Source organism: Enhydrobacter sp., assembly GCF_030246845.1.
Lineage (GTDB): Bacteria > Pseudomonadota > Alphaproteobacteria > Reyranellales > Reyranellaceae > Reyranella.
This window is the reverse complement of sequence record NZ_CP126889.1, coordinates 1,712,281-1,731,525: the sequence shown is the minus strand read 5'-3', so window position 1 is coordinate 1,731,525 and position 19,245 is coordinate 1,712,281. Positions and strand designations below refer to the sequence as shown.

Sequence of the window (19,245 nt, the reverse complement as noted above, 5' to 3'; positions counted from 1 at the left end):
CTGCGCTCGGGATGACACGGCATTCTTGATCCCAAAGATGGTGTCATCCCGAGCGCAGCGCGGGATCTTTCTCGAACGCCATCACCTTCGACAGGAAGGCGCGCTCGGAGGCGATGGTGACGAAGCCTGCCGTCGAGGTCCAGGCCTCGAGGCTGCCGCCGACATAGTCGGCGTAGTAGGGCTCGTGGAAATAGTGCGGAAAGAGGTCGAGCAGGCCGTCCCAGTCCGGATGATCGCCCTTCTGCATGGAATCGACGATCACCGCGAGACCGTCCGGCTTCAGCACGCGCGCCATTTCCGACAGAACCCGCGCGCGAATATCGGGCGGCAGCTCGTGCAGCAGGAAGGACGAGACGACGAGATCGAGGCTGCCGTCATCGAACGGGAGCCGCTCGGCCGCGCCCTCCATCAGCTTCACACGCGCGGTGCGGCCGATCAGGCGGCGGGCCTCGGCCAGATAGGGCGGGCTGAGGTCGAGGCCGGCAAGCCGCAGGCCGGGCCAGGCGCCATGCAGGAACGCCAGCAGCCGGCCGGTGCCGCAGCCGACATCGAGGCCGCACAGCGCGCGCTGATTGCGTCCGGCCATCCAGTCGGCGATCGGCTTCAATGCGCGCCGACGCATGACATCGGCGGCGCCGGTGAACAGCACCTCGACCTGCGTATCGTACAGCGCCGCGGACTGCTCGCTCAGCCAGCCGTCACTTTGAAAATGAAAGTTCTGCCGGTAGTAGCCGGGCAGGCCGTCGCCTTGCTCGCCGAGCGGCAATTCATCGTCGAGCTCGCCGTGGCGGCGGGCATCGACCTTCGGCAGGTCGCGGAAGTAGAGCAGGCTGCGGCGCAGCAGCTCCCCTGGATCGGGCGCGAGTGCGCGCGGCTGGGGAAACAGGCCGGCCTCGATGTCCCGCCATTCGCGCTCGAACAGGGCACGCATGTCGGCGGTCATTTCCGCGCGGCTGGGCGTGCGGCCGATGGCAAAATCCGGCTTGGGCATGGGCTTCAGGAGCCGGAGCCCCGCGGCATAGTGGCCGGCGTACCAGGCGACACGGGCGGCCTGCCGGGCCGCATAGGAGAGTCGATCGAGCGAAGAGGCCATTTTCAGGGTCTTGTCGCCATTATAGCGGCTTGCGGGACCAAGGTCGGCGGCTATATTCGCGCGCCTTCAAAGGATACGGCGGCGGCGAGGCGAGGCCATGAGCATTACTTATACCGGCCCTTACAAGAAGGGCGACATCAAGAAGGTCGTGCTGGCCTATTCCGGCGGGCTCGATACCTCCGTGATCCTGAAGTGGCTGCAGACCGCCTATGGCTGCGAGGTCGTCACGTTCACCGCCGATCTGGGGCAGGGCGAGGAGCTCGGGCCTGCGCGCAAGAAGGCGGAGATGCTGGGCATCAAGCCCGCGAACATCTTCATCGACGATCTGCGCGAGGAGTTCGTGCGCGACTTCGTCTTTCCGATGTTCCGCGCCAATGCGCTCTATGAAGGCCACTACCTGCTCGGCACCTCGATTGCCCGGCCGCTGATCGCCAAGCGCCAGATCGAGATTGCCCGCCAGACCGGCGCCGACGCCGTGGCGCACGGCGCCACCGGCAAGGGCAACGACCAGGTCCGCTTCGAGCTTTCCTATTACGCGTTGAAACCCGACATCAAGGTAATCGCGCCGTGGCGCGAATGGGAGCTCACCTCGCGCACCAAGCTTCTGGAATTCGCCGAGAAGCATCAGATCCCGATCGCCAAGGACAAGCGCGGCGAGGCGCCGTTCTCGGTCGACGCCAACCTCCTGCATTCATCGAGCGAGGGCAAGATCCTGGAGGATCCCTGGCAGGAGGCCGACGAGATGGTCTACCAGCGCACCATTTCCCCGGAGCAGGCACCCGACAAGGCGACCCACATCACGATCGATTTCGAGAGGGGCGATGCCGTGGCCATCGACGGCCAGGCGATGTCGCCTGCCGCGCTGCTGGCGAAGCTGAATGACCTCGGCAAGGCGAACGGCATCGGCCGCCTCGACCTCGTGGAGAACCGCTTCGTCGGCATGAAGAGCCGCGGCATCTACGAGACGCCGGGCGGCACGATCCTGCATGCAGCGCACCGCGGCATCGAATCGATCACGCTCGACCGCGGGGCGGCGCATCTCAAGGACGAGCTGATGCCGAAGTATGCCGAGCTCGTCTACTACGGCTTCTGGTTCTCGCCCGAACGCGAGATGTTGCAGGCGCTGGTCGACAAGAGCCAGGAGAACGTGACCGGCACGGTGCGGCTGAAGCTCTACAAGGGCAACGCCACAGTGGTCGGCCGCAAGTCGCCGAGGTCGCTCTACTCCATGAAGCACGTGACCTTCGAGGAGGATCAGGGCGCGTACGACCAGCGCGACGCCGAAGGTTTCATCAAGCTGAACGCGCTCAGGCTTCGCCTGCGTGCCATGGGACAAGACGGACCGAAAAGCTGATAGGCTCTCCGGCCAACGGAGCTCTTCATGCCTTTTGACGACATGAGACGCCACGGGCCGGAACGGGGGGCGCACGAGCGGGCGATCAACCTGCCGCCTGCCATCCTCTGGATCATCGGCCTCAACGTCGCCGTCCATCTCCTGCGCGAGCTTCTGAGCCCGTCGCTCGACGACCGGCTGGTGCTCGAGTTCGGGCTCGTGCCGGCCGCCTATACCGGCGTGCCGGGCGGCGACTGGCTGTCGCTGGTGGCAGCGCCGATCACCTACCAGTTCATCCATGGCGGCTGGATTCATCTCGGCGTGAACATGCTGACGCTGGCCGCCTTCGGCGCGCCGGTGGAGCGGTTCCTGGGGGTGCGCCGCTTCGTTGCCTTCTATCTTTCCGCCGGCCTCGCCGCGGGTCTCGTTCACGTCCTGTCGTTTCCCGATTCGGCGGATCCGGTGGTGGGCGCTTCGGGTGCCATCAGCGGCGTCTTCGGCGCCGTGCTGGTTCTGCTGTGGCGGGTCGGGCGCATGCCGTCGTTGCTGCCGATCGCCGCGGTCTGGATCGCGCTCAACGTTTTCTTCGGCATCTTCGGCGGGACCCCGGGCGCCGGCGGACAGCCCGTGGCCTGGACCGCGCATATCGGCGGCTTCGTCTACGGTCTCGTTGCCCTGCGACTGTTTGCACCGCGATCCTCGAGAAACGATTCACAACCGCCGCAATCGCTGGATTAACCGGCAGCCGGCAGATACGTTGTCGCAAAGCCGATGCTTCGGGGGAGACGTCGACAAATGGCGAGAAGCAGCGCTCGTTCGCTGATCCTGGTGGTGGGACTGGCGGCCTCTGTCGCCGCTTGCAAGCCCGACAACAAGTTCGTCGCCCCGCCGCCAGCCGAGGTGTCGGTCGCGCTGCCGCTGCAGCAGAAGGTCGTGCCCTATATCGAGCAGACGGGCAACACGCAGGCCGTCAACACGGTCGATCTCGTCGCCCGCGTCGAGGGCTTCCTGACCGAGGTCGAGTACCAGGACGGCCAGTTCGCCAAGAAGGGCGAGCCACTGTTCAAGATCGATCCGACGACCTATGCCGCCAAGGTCAAGCAGGCCGAAGCGGAGGTGGTTTCCGCCAAGGCATTGCTGGTGCAGGCCGAGGCCGAGTTCAAGCGTCAGGAGACCCTGCTTCGCCAGAACGTCTCCGCCCAGAACACCTATGACCAGGCGAAGGCCAAGCGTGATTCGAACCAGGCCAACGTCGAAAATCAGTCGGCCAATCTGGTCATTGCCCAGGCCAATCTCGACTATACGGACGTGGTGGCGCCATTCGATGGAGTCGTGACCAAGCGCCTGGTCTCGGTCGGCGAGCTGGTGGGCGCGGCCGGTCCGACCAAGCTCGCGACCATTGTCCAGCTCGACCCGATCTACGTGTCGTTCAATTTGAGCGAGCAGGATGTGCTGAACATCCGCCACAACCTCGCCGATCGCCGGATCACGCTGCAGGAGCTGAACAAGGTCCCGCTCGAGATCGGGCTGATGAACGAGCAGGGCTATCCGCACAAGGGCCATCTCGACTACGTGTCGCCCAGCGTCGATGCCGCGACCGGCACGGTTCTGGTACGCGGCGTGTTCGACAATCCCGACCGCACGCTCCTGCCCGGTTTCTTCGTGCGCGTGCGCGTGCCGGTCGGGCTGGGCGAGAAATCGATGCTGGTCGTGCCCGACCGGGTGCTGGCCGAGGACCAGGCCGGCCGCTATCTGATGGTGGTCAACAAGGACGATGTCGTCGAGCAGCGGCGCGTCAAGGTCGGTCAGCTCCTGGTCGGGAACCTGCGCGCGATCGAAAGCGGCCTGTCGGCCGACGACAGGGTCGTGATCACGACCAACGGCCGCGCGATTCCGGGCGCCAAGGTCGTGCCGAAGCAGACGACCATCCAGGCCGCCGAGGCGAAGTAGCCGGACGCCGGGGCAGGTCCATGATCTCCAAGTTCTTCATCGAGCGGCCGGTGCTGGCGAACGTGCTCGCCATCCTGTTCGTGCTCATCGGCGGTGTCGCGCTGATCGACCTGCCGGTCGCCCAGTATCCCAATATCGTGCCGCCCACGGTGCAGGTGACCACGACCTACCCGGGCGCCTCCGCCAAGACCGTCGTCGACAACGTCGCCCTGCCGATCGAGCTGCAGGTGAACGGCGTCGATCGCATGATCTACATGCAGTCGACCAGCACCGATTCCGGCACCTATACGCTGACCGTGACGTTCGAGATCGGCACCGACCTCGATTTCGCGCAGGTGCTGGTGCAGAACAGGGTCAGCGCCGCGCTGGCCGCGCTGCCGCAGCCCGTGCAGGCACAGGGCGTCACGGTCCAGAAGAGATCGACCTCGATCCTCGAGATCGTGGCGCTGAGCTCGCCCGACGCGCGCTACGACAATCTGTTCATGAGCAACTACGCCACCATCAACCTGGTGAACGAGCTCGCCCGCGTGCCGGGCGTCGGCAACGTCACCGTGCTGGGTGCCGGCCAGTATTCGATGCGGATCTGGATGGATCCGCAGAAGCTTTACGCGTATGGCCTGACACCGGCCGATGTCATCCAGGTCGTGCAGTCGCAGAGCCAGTCGGTCACCGCCGGCCAGGTCGGCACGCCGCCCGCGGCGAAGGGACAGAACTTCCAGTACACGGTCGATATCGAAGGCCGCCTCGCCGATCCGGCCCAGTTCGCGAACATCATCGTCAAGTCGGAGAGCGGCGATGGCGGTCGCATCCTGCGGCTGAAGGACGTGGCGCGGGTCGAGCTCGGCGCCCAGACCTACGCCCAGAACTTCCGGCTCGACGGCAAGCCCGGCGCCGGCATCGCCATCTATCAGGCGCCCGGCGCGAATGCGCTGGAGGTCGCCGGCGCCGTGCACAGCAAGATGGAGGAGCTGAAGAAGGCTTTCCCACCCGGCCTGACCTACGAGGTGCCGTTCGACACCACGACCTTCGTCAAGACGTCGATCCACGAGGTGTTCAAGACGCTGGTCGAGGCCGGCATCCTGGTGCTGATCGTGATCGTGGTGTTCCTGCAGGACTGGCGCGCCATGCTGGTGCCGGCGACCACCATTCCCGTCACCATCATCGGCGCCTTCGCCGCCATGGCGGCACTGGGCTTCACCATCAATCTTTCGACCCTGTTCGGCATCGTGCTGGCGATCGGCATCGTGGTGGACGACGCGATCGTGATCGTGGAGGGCGTTTCGCGCCACATCGAGCGCGGCATGTCGGGCCACGATGCGGCGATCAAGGCCATGAATGAGCTGTTCGGCCCGGTGGTCGGCATCACCCTGGTGCTGATGTCGGTCTTCATACCGGCGGCTTTCCTGCCCGGTCTCACCGGCAAGATGTTCGCCCAGTTCGCGCTCGTCATCGCCGCGACCGCTTTCATCAGCGCGGTCAACGCCGCCACCCTGAAGCCGACGCAGTGCGCGATGTGGCTGCGGCCGGCCGTGCCGCCCGAGAAGCGCAACGTCTTCTACCGGACGTTCAACGCGGGCTACGGCTGGTTCGAACGCCGCTACAGCGTCCTGGTCGGGGGCATGGTCAAGCGCAGCGGGCTGATGGTCCTGCTGGGGCTGGCGCTGGCCGGTCTCGGTGGCTGGGGCGTGGCGCGCCTGCCCAGCGCCTTCATTCCCAACGAGGACCAGGGCTATCTGCTGGCCGGCGTCCAACTGCCGGACGGCGCGTCGCTGGAGCGGACCAGCGCAAGCCTGCAGGAGGTGACGCGCATCGCCAGGGCGATCCCCGGGGTGCAGCAGGTGGTCACGATCGCGGGCATGTCGCTTCTGGACAACAACGCCGCGTTGGCCAATGCCGGGGTGGCGTACGTGGTCCTCGACGATTGGGGCGCGCGCGGCAAGGCGCAGGGCCAGGATATCCGCTCGATCGCCGGGAAGCTCATGCAGGGCCTGGCAACGCTGGAGGACGGCCGCGGCTTCGTGTTGGCGCCGCCGCCGATCCAGGGCATCGGCAATGTCAGCGGCTTCCAGATGCAGGTCGAGCAGCGCGACGGCAGCTTCGACCTCGTCAAGCTTCAGGACGTGGCCCGCGAGCTCGCCGACGCGGCCCGCACGCAAAGCACGATCGCCAACCCGATCAGCGCCTTCCGCGCCGGCGCACCGCATCTCGACGTCGAGATCGACCGCTCCAAGGCGGAGACGCTCAAGGTGCAGGTGGGCGACGTCTTCTCGACCCTGTCGGCGTATCTGGGATCGACCTACGTCAACCGCTTCAACAAGTTCGGGTTGAGCCTGCAGGTCTATGTGCAGGCCGATTCGCAGTTCCGCACGCGGCCGGAGGACCTGTTGAAGCTCAACGTGCGCAGCACCGACGGCAAGATGGTGCCGATCGGCGCGCTGGCGCGCATCCGCCCGGCGCAAGGCGCGCCCATCATCACCCTGTACAATCTCTATCCGTCGGCGTCGGTCGTCGGATCGGCGGCGCCGGGCTTCAGCTCGGGCGAGGCGATGGACCTGATGGGCGAGATCGCCGGGCATACCTTGCCGCCGGGCATGGCCTACGAATGGACGGCGATGTCCTACCAGGAGCACATCGTCGGCAATCAGCTTCTCTACGTCTTCGGTCTCGCCATCCTGCTCGTCTATCTCTGTCTCGCCGGCCAATACGAGAGCTGGATCGCCCCCTTGAGCGTCATCCTCGCGGTGCCCCTCGCGCTGATCGGCCCGGCCGTCGCGCTGGCCGCGGTGGGCGCGGCGAACAATCTCTACACCCAGATCGGCTTGATGCTGCTGATCGCGCTCAGCGCCAAGAACGCCATCCTGATCGTCGAGGTGGCCCGCGAGCTGCGATTGCTCGAGGGCAGGCCGATCCTGGAGGCCGCCCTGGAGGCGGCGCGGATCCGCCTGCGGCCGATCCTGATGACGTCGTTCGCGTTCATCCTGGGCGTCGTGCCGTTGGTGACGGCCACCGGCGCCGGCGCCGCCGCCCGCGTCTCGCTCGGCCTGTGCGTGTTCAGCGGCATGATCGCCTCGACGTTCCTGGCCGTGCTCTTCGTGCCGTCCTTCTTCGTCATCCTGCAGCGCCTGGAGGAGCGCCGAAAAGGCGCCAAGCTCGCGGTCCACCCCTCGCGCGCCTGAGCCGGGCAGGGTAGAGGGGGGCATGCCCGACCAGGCGCTCCCCCTTCGCCGCCATCTCGCGGCCAATGCCGTCGTGCTGACGCCGTCCTATGTCGCGCTGGCGGCGCTCCATTGGCACGGCGAACTCGCCCTCGGCCCCGCTTTGGTAGCAGCGGCTGGCCTTACGGTCGTCTCGGTGATCCTTGTGCAGCGTTATCTGGGCTCGCTGGCCCGCTTCGCCCGCTTCGTGAGCGAGCTGTCGGGCGAGCACGAGCCGGTGATGCCGCGGCTGAGGTTCGCGCCGGCGACCGAGGAGCTTGCCGCCGCCGCCGCCACCCTGGCGTCGGGCTGGCGGCGCCAGCGCGCCTCGATCGACAATCTCGCCGCCTCGGCACAGGCGATCGTCGACGGCCTGCCCGACCCGCTGATCGCCGTCGACCGCCAGCGCCGCGTCGTGCGCACCAACCGGGCCGCTCTCGCGCTGCTGGGCCAGATCGCGGCCGACCGTGACTTGTCGGCGGTGCTGCGCCATCCGGCGCTTCTGTCGGCGGTCGATTCGCTTCTGACAGCGGCAGACGGCAACGTCGCCGGAGCGGATCAGGCCATGGTGGAACTGGCGCTGCCGGGACCCCCGGAACTCGACATGATCGCCCATGCGCGCCGCCTGCCGCGGCCCGCGGCGGACGGCTCGCTGGCGCTGATCGTGCTGCACGACACGACCGCGCTGAGGCGTGCCGAGCGCATGCGCGCCGATTTCGTGGCCAATGCCAGCCACGAGCTCAAGACGCCGATCGCCGGCCTGCTGGGCTTCATCGAGACGCTGCGCGGACCGGCCCGCGACGATGTCCAGGCGCGCGAGCGCTTCCTCGGCATCATGGCCGAGCAGGCCGACCGCATGCGGCGCCTGGTCGACGATCTTCTGACGCTGTCGCGCATCGAGCAGCACGAGCACTCCCGTCCCGACGCCCCGGTCGATCTCGGCCGTGTGCTGGCCGGGGTGCAGGATCTGCTGCAGCTCAAGGCCGCCTCGCGCCAGGTCGCGGTCGAGCTCTCCGTCGATCCGGCCTTGCCGCGCGCGGTCGGGGACCATGACGAGCTCACGATCGTGTTCCAGAACCTGATCGACAACGCCATCAAATACACCAGGCCTTCGACGACCGTGCGGGTGGCGGCGCGCCCGGCCGGGGAGGACCGGGTTTCGGTTGCGGTCAGCGACGAAGGCGAAGGCATTCCGCCAGCGCATCTGCCGCGGCTCACGGAGCGTTTTTACCGCGTGGACAATGCCCGTTCGCGTCAGCTTGGCGGAACGGGGCTCGGGCTCGCCATCGTCAAGCACGTGATGAACCGTCATCGCGGCCGGCTCGATATCCAGAGCACGCCGGGCAGGGGTTCGACCTTTACCGTTACGCTGCCGGCAGCGACCCGGAACCCGTAGACCGTTCCTCGATCTGCCCCCAGGAGGTCGGCGCGGCTGTCATTGATCTGTCACACAACTTTCATAAGAGAGTGACCTGAGCCTCCTAGTGCAGTCGCGTTCGACTCGAACAAAGGAGAGAACTCGTGAGATTCACCAGGATTGCCCTGACCGCGGCCGCGCTCGTGGCGACGGCGTCGGCGGCCCTCGCCGCCGACATTTCCGGCGCCGGCGCCACCTTCCCCTATCCGATCTATGCCAAATGGGCGGACGCCTACAAGAAGGAGACCGGCATCGGGCTCAACTACCAGTCCATCGGCTCGGGCGGCGGCATCAAGCAGATCAAGGCCAGGACGGTGACGTTCGGCGCGTCCGATGCGCCGCTCTCCGGCAAGGATCTCGATCAGGCGGGGCTCGCCCAGTTCCCGATGGTGATGGGCGGCATCGTTCCGGTCGTCAACCTCGAGGGCGTGAAGCCGGGCGACCTCGTGCTGGACGGCCCGACGCTTGCCGGCATCTATCTCGGCGAGATCAAGAAGTGGAACGACCCGGCGATCGCGAAGCTCAATCCCGACGCCAAGCTGCCGTCGACAGCCATCGCGCTGGTGCATCGCTCGGACGGATCGGGCACGACCTACAACTTCACCCACTATCTGGCCGACGTGAGCCCGGAATGGAAGTCGAAGGTCGGCACCAGCACGGCCGTCCAGTGGCCGGCCGGCATCGGCGCCAAGGGCAACGAGGGCGTGGCCAACAATGTCGGCCAGACCAAGGGCTCGATCGGCTATGTCGAATATGCGTACGCCAAGCAGAACAAGCTCACCTTCACGAGGATGGTGAACAAGGCCGGCAAGACCGTCGCGCCGACATCGGAGGCGTTCCAGGCGGCCGCCGCCAGTGCCGACTGGAAATCCCAGCCGGGCTACGGCGTGATCCTGGCCAACCAGCCGGGCGATGCGTCGTGGCCGATGACCGCCGCCACCTGGATCCTGCTGTACAAGCAGCCGTCGGATGCGGCCGCCACCGGCGAGGCGCTGAAGTTCTTCGCCTGGGCCTACACCAAGGGCCAGGCGATGGCGAAGGAACTCGACTACGTGCCGATGCCCGCCAACGTCGTCGCCGATATCGAGAAGATGTGGTCCACCGATATCAAGGACGGCAGCGGCAAGCCGCTGTTCACGATGACGCACTGAAGGCTTCGGGGCCCCCGCCATGACGGCCGGCGCCCTTTCCGCGCACGCGAGGGAGCGTAGAGTGTCGGAAGTGGCATTGAACGAAACCGATATGACGGCCCGCGCCGCCTCGACGCGGGCGGCCATGCTGGGCAGGCTGCGGACGACCGACATTGCCTTCCGGCACCTCACGCGCCTCGCGGTGTTCGCGGTCCTGGCGCTGCTGAGCGGCGTCATCCTGGCCCTCGTCATCGGCTCGGTGCCTGCCTTCAGGGCGTTCGGCATCGGCTTCGTCATCACGCAAGTCTGGAACCCGGTCACGGAAAAATTCGGCGCCTTGGCGCCGGTCTACGGCACGCTGGTCACCTCGTTCATCGCCTTGGTGATCGCGGTGCCGGTCGGCCTGATGATCGCCTTTTTCCTGACCGAGCTCTGCCCGCTCTGGCTGCGGCGCCCGATCGCCATCGCCATCGAGCTGCTGGCCGGCATTCCCAGCATCATCTACGGCATCTGGGGCCTGTTCGTGTTTGCGCCCTTCGTGCAGAGGCACATCCAGCCGTTCCTGATCGACACCTTCGACGGGGTGCCCGGCCTGCAGGACGTGTTCGCCGGCCCTCCCTACGGCATCGGAATGCTGACGGCGGGCTTCATTCTGGCGATCATGGTGCTGCCCTTCGTCACCGCGATCTCGCGCGACGTCTTCGAGGCGGTGCCGGCGGTGCTGAAGGAGGCAACCTACGGCCTCGGCTGCACGACCTGGGAAGTCTTCAAGCACGTCGTCCTGCCCTACACCCGGGTCGGCGTGATCGGCGGCGTCATGCTGGGCCTGGGCCGCGCCCTCGGCGAGACCATGGCGGTCACCTTCGTGATCGGCAACGCACACAGCGTCTCCGCCTCGATCCTCGCGCCGGGCACGACCATCTCGGCGTCGATCGCCAACGAGTTCACCGAGGCCGTGGGCGACCTCTACACATCGTCGCTGATTGCCCTCGGCCTGATCCTGTTCGCGATCACCTTCATCGTGCTGGCCGCCGCGCGCTACCTGCTGCTGCGGCTCCAGAATCAGGGGCTCTAGCATGGCGACGGAACGCCTGAACGCGCTCTATGCCCGTCGCCGCCTGCGCAACACGGTGGCCCAGGGCTTCGCCTATGCGGCGACCGCGTTCGGCCTCGGCTGGCTCGTGCTGATCCTGGCCGTCTTGCTCTTCCACGGCGTGGGCGGCCTGTCGCTCGACGTCGTCACCCGGAACACACCGCCGCCCGGCTCGGAGGGCGGCCTGCTGAACGCCATTGTCGGCAGCATCGCCATGACGGCGCTGGCGATCGCGATCGGCACGCCGATCGGCATCCTGGCGGGCACTTACATGGCCGAATACGGGCGGCACGAGAAGCTTGCCACGGTCGTGCGCTTCATCAACGACATCCTGCTGAGCGCCCCGTCGATCGTGATCGGTCTTTTCATCTACGAGGTCATGGTGGCCCCGATGGGCCACTTCTCGGGCTATGCCGGCGCGGTGGCGCTGGCGGTGATCGTGATCCCCGTCGTGGTGCGCACCACCGAGGACATGCTGCGGCTGGTGCCCGACACGCTGCGCGAGGCGGCCGCCTCGATCGGCCTGCCGCGGTCGCACATGATCGTACGCATCGCCTATCGCGCCGCGCGCGCCGGCATCGTCACCGGCATCCTGCTCGCCATCGCCCGCATCAGCGGCGAGACGGCGCCGCTTCTGTTCACCGCGCTCAACAACCAGTTCTTCACGGTCGACATGAACGCACCGATGCCGAGCCTGCCGGTCGTCATCTTCCAGTTCGCGCTGTCGCCTTACGAGGAGTGGCAGAGGCTCGCCTGGACGGGCGCGCTTCTGATCACGGTCACGGTGCTGGCGCTCAGCATCTTCGCCCGCTCTCTCACCGCGAGAAAGACATGAACGTCGCTTCCTCCAACGCGCCCGCACCGGCGGCCGATCGCGCCGCCATCAACGCCGCTGGCCTCGCCGAGAAGGTCGCGATCCGCAATCTCGAGTTCTTCTACGGCGATGCCCGCGCGCTCAAGGGCATCGATCTCTCGCTCTATGCCAACAAGACCACGGCCTTCATCGGCCCCTCGGGCTGCGGCAAGTCCACGCTGCTCAGGGTGCTCAACCGCATGTACGACCTCTATCCCGGCCAGCGCGCCACCGGCGAGGTGATGTTCGACGGCGAGAACCTGCTCGATGCCGGCGTGGACATCAACCTGCTGCGCGCCCGTATCGGCATGGTGTTCCAGAAGCCGACGCCGTTTCCGATGTCGATCTACGAGAACATCGCCTTCGGCATCAGGCTTTACGAGAGGCTGCCGCGGGCGGCACTCGACGCGCGCGTCGAGCACGCCCTGCGCCGCGCTGCGCTGTGGGACGAGGTGAAGGACAAGCTTGGCGCTTCCGGTCTCGGCTTGTCCGGCGGCCAGCAGCAGCGGCTCTGCATTGCCCGCACCGTCGCGGTGAAACCCGAGGTCATCCTGTTCGACGAGCCTTGCTCGGCGCTCGACCCGATCTCGACCGCCAAGATCGAGGAGCTGATCGACGAGCTGAAGCAGGACTACACGATCATCATCGTCACCCACAACATGCAGCAGGCGGCCCGCGTCTCCGACTTCACCGCCTTCATGTATCTCGGCGAGCTGATCGAGTTCGATGTCACCGAGAAGATCTTCACGGCGCCGGCCGACAAGCGCACGCAGGCCTATATCACCGGCCGGTTCGGCTGACGGATTCGCGCAAGGAGCCTCGATATGGCGAACGACCACATTCTGAAGCGCTTCGATCAGGAGCTGGAGCGGCTCAACGCCACGATCAACGAGATGGGCGGCCTGACGGAGAGCCAGTTCGCGCGGGCGCTGGAAGCCGTGCGCGAGGGCGACACGGCGGTTGCCGAGGAGGTGATCGCCGACGACGCGCGGGTGGACGCGCTCGATGTCGCGGTGCAGGAGCAGACGGTGAAGCTGCTCGCGCTGCGCCAGCCCATGGCGGTCGATCTGCGCATGGTGCTGTCATCGATCAAGATCGCGGCCGCGCTCGAGCGTATCGCCGACTACGCCAAGAACACCGCCAAGCGCAGCATCGTGCTCGCCCAGGGAACAGCGCCGGCCGCCGCCGTCGCCGGCATCGACCGCCTCGGCCGGCTGGTGCGCACCGCGCTCAAGGATGTGCTCGACGCTTTTGCCGACGAAGATGTCGCCAAGGCGCGTGACGTGTGGAACCGCGACGAGGAGATCGACCAGGTCTACACCGGGCTGTTCCGCGAGCTCCTCACCTACATGATGGAGGATCCGCGCACCATCACCGCCTGCACCCATCTCATGTTCATGGCCAAGAACATCGAGCGCGCCGGCGATCATGTCACCAACATCGCCGAGCTGGTGAACTTCCGCAGCACCGGCCAGAACTTCGCCGAGACGCGGCGCAAGGGCAGCGGCGCGCTCTACGCCACTGATGCCTCGTCATGAGCATGGCCGCCACCGCGCCTTCGCGCCGCGAGACGCAGACCTCCTCGGTGAAGCCGCGCGTGCTGGTCGTCGAGGACGAGAGCGCGCTCGTCGAGCTGCTGCGCTACAACCTCGAGCAGGCGGGCTTCGCGGTTTCCGTCGCCCATGACGGCGAGGAAGCATTGGCATCGGTGCGGGAGGACACGCCCGATCTCGTCCTGCTCGACTGGATGCTGCCCTTGATGTCGGGCATCGAGGTCTGCCGCCAGCTCCGCCGCCAGACCGCAACGGCCAATCTGCCGATCATCATGCTGACGGCGCGCGGCGAGGAGGGCGATCGCGTGCGCGGCCTCGACGCCGGCGCCGACGACTATGTCGCCAAGCCGTTCTCGCCGACCGAGCTGGTGGCGCGCATCCGGGCCGTGCTGCGGCGCATCCGGCCCGCGCTCGCCGACGAGGCGCTGAGCTACGCCGATATCGTCATGGATCTCGTCGCCCATCGCGTCACGCGCGGCGGCAAGCCGATCCATCTCGGGCCGACCGAGTTCCGGCTGCTGCGCCATTTCATGGAGCATCCCGGCCGCGTGTTCTCGCGCGAGCAGCTTCTCGATGCGGTGTGGGGCAAGGACGTCTATGTCGAGGCGCGCACCGTCGACGTCCATATCCGCCGCCTGCGCATCGCGCTGAACGGCAGCAACAGCGCCGACGTGATCCGCACCGTGCGCGCCGCGGGCTATGCGCTCGATGCCCGGGCCTGACGGTTTTCCACAACCCCGGTCACGATCCTGTAGCCTCGCATCGGTAAGTGATCCTTGCTCGTTCCGCGCCGGCATCGTCCCCACGCCCCGCTGCGGAACGGGCTGGTTCCCCCGGGACGGTCACGCCGTCGCCGAAGCCTCACTTGCCCCTCCTTCGATCACGAAGGAGGGGTTTCTTTTCCGGCCGCGTGCCATAGCCAGAGCAGCAGCAGCAGGCCGGGGATCGCCATGAGGGTGGTCAGCATCCAGAACACCGTCCAGCCCGTTTCGGTGGCCAGCCAGCCCCCGCCGGCGGACAGGACGGTGCGGCCGAAGGCCATCAGCGATGTCAGGAGCGCATATTGGGTGCCCGCCATGCCGGCGGTGCAGAGGCTCGACAGGTAGGCGATGAAGGCGACGCCGCCCAGGGCGCCTGTGAAGTTGTCGGCGGTGATGGCGATCGTCAGCACGATGATGTCGTGTCCCGCTTGGGCCTGCCAGGAGAAGAGAAGGTTGGTGACCGCCTGCAGGATGCCGGCGATGAACAGCGCCTTGAACAGCCCGTAGCGCGCCACGAGAAGGCCGCCGGCCAGGCCGCCCACGATCGTCGCCGCGACGCCGAAGCTCTTGCTCACGCCGAATATCTCCGGCCCCGAGAAACCCATCTGGTCGAAGAACGGCAGCGTGATGCTGCCGCCCAGGGCGTCGCCGTACTTGTAGAGCAGGGCGAAGAGCAGGATGACGAACCAGCCGCGATAGGCGAAGAATTCGGCGAACGGGCGCACGACCGACTCGTTGAGCCATTCGCCGGTGGAATGGATGATCGGTCGTTTGGAAACCGGTTCGTCGGCCCAGAACGTGGTTGCCACGCCGACGACCGCGAGAACGGCGATCAGGCTCAGCACGGTCGACCAGGGCATGACGCTCGGCAGCAGCTGCGACATCGCGCTGACGATCCACAGGGCGATGCGATAGCCGAGCTGGGTGGTCGCCGAGCCGGCGCCCTGCTCTTCGTCGTGCAGGATCTCGATGCGATAGGCGTCGATGGCGATATCCTGCGTCGCCGACAGGAAGGCGATCGTGACGGCGGCGAAGGCGGTGAACCATGGCCTCGCGACCGGATCGCTCCATCCCAGCAGCAGGGTCGCCAGCAGGATGCCGATCTGGGCGGCGAGCATCCAGCTCCGCCGGCGCCCGAGCCAGCGGTCGAGCAACGGCAGGGGCATCCGGTCGACGAGCGGCGCCCAGGCGAACTTGAAGGCGTAGGGAACGCCGACCAGCGCGAAGATGCCGATGGTCGTGAGGTCCACGCCGACCTGGCTCATCCAGTACGACAGCACCGAGCCCGAGAGCAGGAACGGCATGCCGCTCGAAAAGCCCATCAACAGGATGATGAGCTGCCGGCGGTCGCGATAGACTTCGGCCGCCCTGGCCCAGCGTTTCCAGGCCGACCGTACGGGGACGGAAAGGCTCAAACGAGCTCCCGCAGCGGCTTTTCCGGCCGTGCGCCGACATGGGAGATGATCTCGGCGGCCGCAATGCCGCCCAGGCGGGCGCATTCGGCGAGCGGCTTGCCGCGGGTGAAGCCATGCAGGAAGCCCGCGGCATAGAGGTCGCCCGCGCCGGTGGTGTCGACCACTTTCGCGACCGGCGCCGCCGGAACGGCATGGGTCTCGCCGCCCTTGATCACGACCGAGCCTTTTTCGCTGCGCGTCAGGGCGGCGACCTTGGCTTCCTTGCGCGTGGCCTCGACCGCCGCCTCGAAGCTCCGGACCTGGTAGAGCGATTTGATCTCGCTCTCGTTGCCGAACAGGATGTCGACCTTGTCGCGGATCAGCACCCGGAACTCCTCGCGATAGCGGTCGACGCAGAAGGCATCGGAGAGCGTGATCGAGACCAGCCGGCCGGCGGCATGGGCGGCATCGAACGCCTTGAGCACGGCCTTCTTCGCTTCCGGCGCGTCCCACAGATAGCCTTCGACGTAGGTCACCTGCGCGGCGCCCACGAGCCTGGGATCGATGTCGGCCGGGCCGAGCCCGGTGCAGGCGCCGAGATAGGTGTTCATCGTGCGTTGCGCGTCGGGCGTCACCAGGATCAGGCAACGCGCCGTGGCCGGTCCGGCCGTCGCCACCGGCGTGTCGAAGGCGACGCCAGTCGCCCGCAGGTCGTGCGCGAACACCGCGCCGAGCTGGTCGTTGCGCACCTTGCCGATGTAGGCGCCCTTGCCGCCGAACGAGGCCACGCCCGCCATGGTGTTGCCGCACGAGCCGCCCGAGATCTCGACGGCGGGCGCCATGGAGGCATAGAGGGACTCGGCGCGTGCCTCGTCGATCAGCGTCATGCCGCCCTTGTTCAGCGCATGCTTCACGAGAAAGGCGTCGTCGGCATGGCTGATGACGTCGACAATGGCATTGCCGATTCCCAGCACGTCGAAGGCAGCAGATGTCATGAGATCTCCGGAAAGGCAGGGCTAGAGAGTCAGCAAATGCATGCCGGGCCTCGTTTCCTCGAGCAAGGTCACGATGCCGGCAACGGTGAAAGGAATGTCGGCCCGCAATTCGGCCCGCTCGATGCCGAGCGCGCGCAGCCCCATCTCGCATACGATGAAGCGCCCGCCAAGCTCGATGCAGGCCTGCAGAAGCGTCTCGAAGTCGCCGACGCCGCGCTCGCGCATCAGGGCGTCGCGCCCCCAGCCGGCAAGGCCCGGCGGCGGCCCGGTAAGCGCACGCAGCGCATTCATGGTGAAGAACAGCACGGCCGGCCGGTTGACGGCGAGCGCCGCGCTCGCCAGTGCCAGCGCATAGTGCACGCTCTCGTAGTCGCCCGAGCGCACGATCAGGGACAGGCCACCCTCGGGACTCTTCATCGCGTGCCGCAGGTCGGGCAATCGGGGCGCTTGGCGACGGTCATCTCGTCGAATGCAGCGCCGAGCGCGTCATACGTCAGGAGCCGGCCCGACAGCGAACGGCCTATGCCCAGGATCTCCTTCACCACCTCGGTGGCCTGCAAGGCGCCGAGCGTGCCGGCAAGCGCCCCGAGCACGCCGGCTTGCGCGCAGCTCGGCACCGACTCCTCCGAGGGGGCAACCGGGAAGATGCAGCGCAGGCAAGGGTGACTTTCTCCCTGCCAGGCCTTGTAGGTCGAGATCTGGCCGTCGAAACGAAGGATCGCGGCGGAAACCAGGATCTTCCTCAGGCGATAGCATGCGTCGTTCAGGAGATAGCGCGTGGCGAAGTTGTCGCTGCCATCGGCCACCACGTCGTAGTCCGCGACGATGCGCTCGACATTCTCGGCCGTCAGCCGTTCCCGGTGCGCGCGGACCGTGACCTCGGGATTGATCTCGCCCAGCGCCCGCCGCGCGCTCTCGGTCTTGGGAAGGCCGATATCGGCCGTGCGGTGGATGATCTGGCGCTGCAGGTTCGAGAGATCGACGGTGTCGTCGTCGATGACGCCCAGCGTGCCGATCCCCGCCGCGGCAAGATATTGCAGGGCGGGCGCGCCAAGGCCGCCGGCGCCGATTACCAGCACCTTGGCCGCGATCAGCCGCGACTGCCCCGTGCCGCCGATCTCGGGCAGCACGATATGGCGCGCGTAGCGCCTGATCTGCGCCTCGGTCATATCGGGTAGCACCGTCATGGTCCGCTTATAGCATGGTGCAGGGGGCCCAATGGCTGCTACAGCGACGCCCCCGATGACGGCCCTTTCCGATTCCTCCGCCGCCGAGACCAGGCCGGCACTGACGCCGGTGCTGCTGGCCGTGCTCGCCCTGCTGTCCGCCTTCACACCGCTGTCGATCGACATGTATCTGCCGGCCCTGCCGGTCATCGAGAGCGACCTGAAGGCGAGCGTGGGCGACATCCAGCTCACCCTGTCGGCCTTCATGATCGCTTTCGGCGTCGGCCAGATCTTCTACGGACCCGCCGGCGACCGTTTCGGGCGACGGCCGGTGATCCTGGGTGGCCTGGCGGTCTACGTGCTGGCGAGCATCGGCTGCGCCTTCGCGGCGGCGGCCGATCAGCTCGTGCTGCTGCGGCTGCTGCAGGGGCTCGCGGCCTGCGGCGGCGTGGTGCTGGCCCGCACCATGGTGCGCGACCTCGCCGAGCGCGATCAGGCGGCGCGTGCCATGTCGCTGATGATGGCCTGCACCTCCATCGCACCCATGCTGGCGCCGCTGTTGGGCGGGCAAATTCTCTGGTTCCTGGGATGGCGCGCGATCTTCTTCATCCTGGCGGGCATCGGTCTCTTCGCCTGGACGGCCGCCTTCACCCGCCTGCCCGAGACGCTGCGACCCGAATACCGTCAGCCCCTGGTCGTTTCGGCGATCCTCAAACGTTTCGGCGAGCTGCTGCGCCACAAGGCCTTCATGGGTTACGCCCTCACGAGCTCGCTGCAATTCGCGGCGCTGTTCTCGTTCCTCTCCGGCTCGCCGTTCGTGTTCATCCAGCATTACGGCATCCCGCCGCGGCTCTTCGGCCTGCTGTTCGGCGGCATGGTCGTCTTCATGACCGTGGGCAGCCTGCTCAACGCCAAATTCGCGCCTGTCTTCGGCGCCGGCAAGATCCTGCGTTATGCAGTGATCGTGCCTGCGATCGTCGGTCCGGCGGCGCTCATCCTCGGCCTGGTCGAGGCGCGCTCCGGTGCGATCGGCATGTGGCCGTTCTTCCTCTGCCTGGTGCCGCAGATCGCCGTCATCAGCCTGATCGGCCCCAACGGGACGGCGATGGCGCTGCAGCGCTATCCCCACATGGCCGGCACGGCCTCGTCGCTGATGGGCATCATGCAATTCGGCCTCGGCGCGATCTTCGGTGCGATCGTCGGTCAGACCTTCGACGGCACCATCGCGCCCATGACCACGGCCATGGGCATCGCCGGCGCACTCTGCCTCGTCGCCCACCGTTGGCTGGTGGGACGCGATTAGAGTCGGTAGC

At 67.0% G+C, this 19,245-nt stretch carries 17 protein-coding genes; 12 read left to right on the top strand and 5 right to left on the bottom strand.

All coding sequences use genetic code 11. The features are described 5' to 3' along the window. Positions 1–43: 43 nt before the first annotated feature. A complete protein-coding gene (locus tag OJF58_RS08720) occupies positions 44–1,093 on the bottom strand; it encodes a class I SAM-dependent methyltransferase (RefSeq protein WP_300783561.1) in 1,050 nt (349 codons plus the stop codon). Between the two features lie 97 nt (positions 1,094–1,190). On the opposite strand from OJF58_RS08720, the gene OJF58_RS08715 reads away from it, so the two are divergent. The 11 genes from OJF58_RS08715 to phoB all read left to right on the top strand — a co-directional run bounded on the left by OJF58_RS08715 (position 1,191) and on the right by phoB (position 14,338). Next, positions 1,191–2,447, top strand: coding sequence for an argininosuccinate synthase (locus tag OJF58_RS08715; protein WP_300783560.1), 1,257 nt, complete (start codon positions 1,191–1,193; stop codon positions 2,445–2,447). Between the two features lie 27 nt (positions 2,448–2,474). Then, complete coding sequence (locus OJF58_RS08710; protein ID WP_300783558.1) at positions 2,475–3,164, top strand: rhomboid family intramembrane serine protease; 690 nt, start codon at positions 2,475–2,477, stop codon at positions 3,162–3,164. A 57-nt stretch (positions 3,165–3,221) separates the two neighbouring features. Next, a complete protein-coding gene (locus OJF58_RS08705) occupies positions 3,222–4,376 on the top strand; it encodes an efflux RND transporter periplasmic adaptor subunit (protein ID WP_300783557.1) in 1,155 nt (384 codons plus the stop codon). A gap of 20 nt (positions 4,377–4,396) precedes the next feature. Beyond that, positions 4,397–7,552, top strand: a complete 3,156-nt coding sequence (locus OJF58_RS08700; RefSeq protein ID WP_300783555.1) for a multidrug efflux RND transporter permease subunit — start codon at positions 4,397–4,399, stop codon at positions 7,550–7,552. A 22-nt stretch (positions 7,553–7,574) separates the two neighbouring features. Next, the gene (locus OJF58_RS08695; RefSeq protein ID WP_300783553.1) at positions 7,575–8,966 is read left to right on the top strand and encodes an ATP-binding protein; all 1,392 of its coding nucleotides are present in this window, start codon (positions 7,575–7,577) and stop codon (positions 8,964–8,966) included. A 125-nt stretch (positions 8,967–9,091) separates the two neighbouring features. Next, positions 9,092–10,138, top strand: a complete 1,047-nt coding sequence (gene pstS, locus OJF58_RS08690; RefSeq protein ID WP_300783552.1) for a phosphate ABC transporter substrate-binding protein PstS — start codon at positions 9,092–9,094, stop codon at positions 10,136–10,138. Between the two features lie 124 nt (positions 10,139–10,262). Further along, the gene (gene pstC / locus OJF58_RS08685) at positions 10,263–11,192 is read left to right on the top strand and encodes a phosphate ABC transporter permease subunit PstC (protein WP_300785221.1); all 930 of its coding nucleotides are present in this window, start codon (positions 10,263–10,265) and stop codon (positions 11,190–11,192) included. A gap of 1 nt (position 11,193) precedes the next feature. Beyond that, the gene (pstA, locus tag OJF58_RS08680; RefSeq protein WP_300783551.1) at positions 11,194–12,045 is read left to right on the top strand and encodes a phosphate ABC transporter permease PstA; all 852 of its coding nucleotides are present in this window, start codon (positions 11,194–11,196) and stop codon (positions 12,043–12,045) included. Further along, a complete protein-coding gene (pstB, locus tag OJF58_RS08675; protein ID WP_300783549.1) occupies positions 12,042–12,863 on the top strand; it encodes a phosphate ABC transporter ATP-binding protein PstB in 822 nt (273 codons plus the stop codon). Before pstA ends, pstB begins: the two co-directional genes overlap by 4 nt. Before the next feature lie 24 nt (positions 12,864–12,887). Further along, the gene (gene phoU / locus OJF58_RS08670; protein ID WP_300783548.1) at positions 12,888–13,601 is read left to right on the top strand and encodes a phosphate signaling complex protein PhoU; all 714 of its coding nucleotides are present in this window, start codon (positions 12,888–12,890) and stop codon (positions 13,599–13,601) included. 2 nt (positions 13,602–13,603) lie between these two features. After that, entirely contained in the window at positions 13,604–14,338 is a 735-nt protein-coding gene (phoB, locus tag OJF58_RS08665; RefSeq protein ID WP_300785219.1) for a phosphate regulon transcriptional regulator PhoB, read from the top strand. A gap of 158 nt (positions 14,339–14,496) precedes the next feature. Here the strand turns inward: phoB and OJF58_RS08660 are convergent, their stop codons facing one another. Genes OJF58_RS08660 through moeB form a run of 4 tightly spaced genes read right to left on the bottom strand, consistent with a single transcriptional unit; the run spans position 14,497 to position 17,953 of the window. Beyond that, on the bottom strand, positions 14,497–15,792 hold the full coding sequence (locus tag OJF58_RS08660; protein ID WP_300783546.1) for an AmpG family muropeptide MFS transporter: 1,296 nt from the start codon (positions 15,790–15,792) through the stop codon (positions 14,497–14,499). After that, positions 15,789–16,766 carry an adenosine kinase gene (locus OJF58_RS08655; RefSeq protein WP_300783544.1) on the bottom strand — a complete coding sequence of 326 codons (978 nt, stop codon included), beginning with the start codon at positions 16,764–16,766 and terminating at the stop codon, positions 15,789–15,791. The genes OJF58_RS08660 and OJF58_RS08655 overlap by 4 nt, the downstream gene beginning before the upstream one ends. 21 nt (positions 16,767–16,787) lie before the next feature. Continuing rightward, positions 16,788–17,183, bottom strand: coding sequence for a DsrE family protein (locus OJF58_RS08650; protein WP_300783542.1), 396 nt, complete (start codon positions 17,181–17,183; stop codon positions 16,788–16,790). After that, complete coding sequence (gene moeB, locus OJF58_RS08645; protein ID WP_300783540.1) at positions 17,180–17,953, bottom strand: molybdopterin-synthase adenylyltransferase MoeB; 774 nt, start codon at positions 17,951–17,953, stop codon at positions 17,180–17,182. The genes OJF58_RS08650 and moeB overlap by 4 nt, the downstream gene beginning before the upstream one ends. A gap of 55 nt (positions 17,954–18,008) precedes the next feature. On the opposite strand from moeB, the gene OJF58_RS08640 reads away from it, so the two are divergent. Next, the gene (locus tag OJF58_RS08640) at positions 18,009–19,235 is read left to right on the top strand and encodes a Bcr/CflA family multidrug efflux MFS transporter (protein WP_300783538.1); all 1,227 of its coding nucleotides are present in this window, start codon (positions 18,009–18,011) and stop codon (positions 19,233–19,235) included. Positions 19,236–19,245: the final 10 nt, after the last annotated feature.

Excerpts from the sequence above, each read along its gene's own strand:
- OJF58_RS08720 (WP_300783561.1), bottom strand. The coding sequence starts at position 1,093 with ATGGCCTCTTCGCTCGATCGACTCTCCTATGCGGCCCGGCAGGCCGCC.
- OJF58_RS08715 (WP_300783560.1), top strand. The coding sequence starts at position 1,191 with ATGAGCATTACTTATACCGGCCCTTACAAGAAGGGCGACATCAAGAAG.
- OJF58_RS08710 (WP_300783558.1), top strand. The coding sequence starts at position 2,475 with ATGCCTTTTGACGACATGAGACGCCACGGGCCGGAACGGGGGGCGCAC.
- OJF58_RS08705 (WP_300783557.1), top strand. The coding sequence starts at position 3,222 with ATGGCGAGAAGCAGCGCTCGTTCGCTGATCCTGGTGGTGGGACTGGCG.
- OJF58_RS08700 (WP_300783555.1), top strand. The coding sequence starts at position 4,397 with ATGATCTCCAAGTTCTTCATCGAGCGGCCGGTGCTGGCGAACGTGCTC.
- OJF58_RS08695 (WP_300783553.1), top strand. The coding sequence starts at position 7,575 with ATGCCCGACCAGGCGCTCCCCCTTCGCCGCCATCTCGCGGCCAATGCC.
- pstC (WP_300785221.1), top strand. The coding sequence starts at position 10,263 with ATGCTGGGCAGGCTGCGGACGACCGACATTGCCTTCCGGCACCTCACG.
- pstA (WP_300783551.1), top strand. The coding sequence starts at position 11,194 with ATGGCGACGGAACGCCTGAACGCGCTCTATGCCCGTCGCCGCCTGCGC.
- pstB (WP_300783549.1), top strand. The coding sequence starts at position 12,042 with ATGAACGTCGCTTCCTCCAACGCGCCCGCACCGGCGGCCGATCGCGCC.
- phoU (WP_300783548.1), top strand. The coding sequence starts at position 12,888 with ATGGCGAACGACCACATTCTGAAGCGCTTCGATCAGGAGCTGGAGCGG.
- phoB (WP_300785219.1), top strand. The coding sequence starts at position 13,604 with ATGGCCGCCACCGCGCCTTCGCGCCGCGAGACGCAGACCTCCTCGGTG.
- OJF58_RS08655 (WP_300783544.1), bottom strand. The coding sequence starts at position 16,766 with ATGACATCTGCTGCCTTCGACGTGCTGGGAATCGGCAATGCCATTGTC.
- OJF58_RS08650 (WP_300783542.1), bottom strand. The coding sequence starts at position 17,183 with ATGAAGAGTCCCGAGGGTGGCCTGTCCCTGATCGTGCGCTCGGGCGAC.
- moeB (WP_300783540.1), bottom strand. The coding sequence starts at position 17,953 with ATGACGGTGCTACCCGATATGACCGAGGCGCAGATCAGGCGCTACGCG.
- OJF58_RS08640 (WP_300783538.1), top strand. The coding sequence starts at position 18,009 with ATGACGGCCCTTTCCGATTCCTCCGCCGCCGAGACCAGGCCGGCACTG.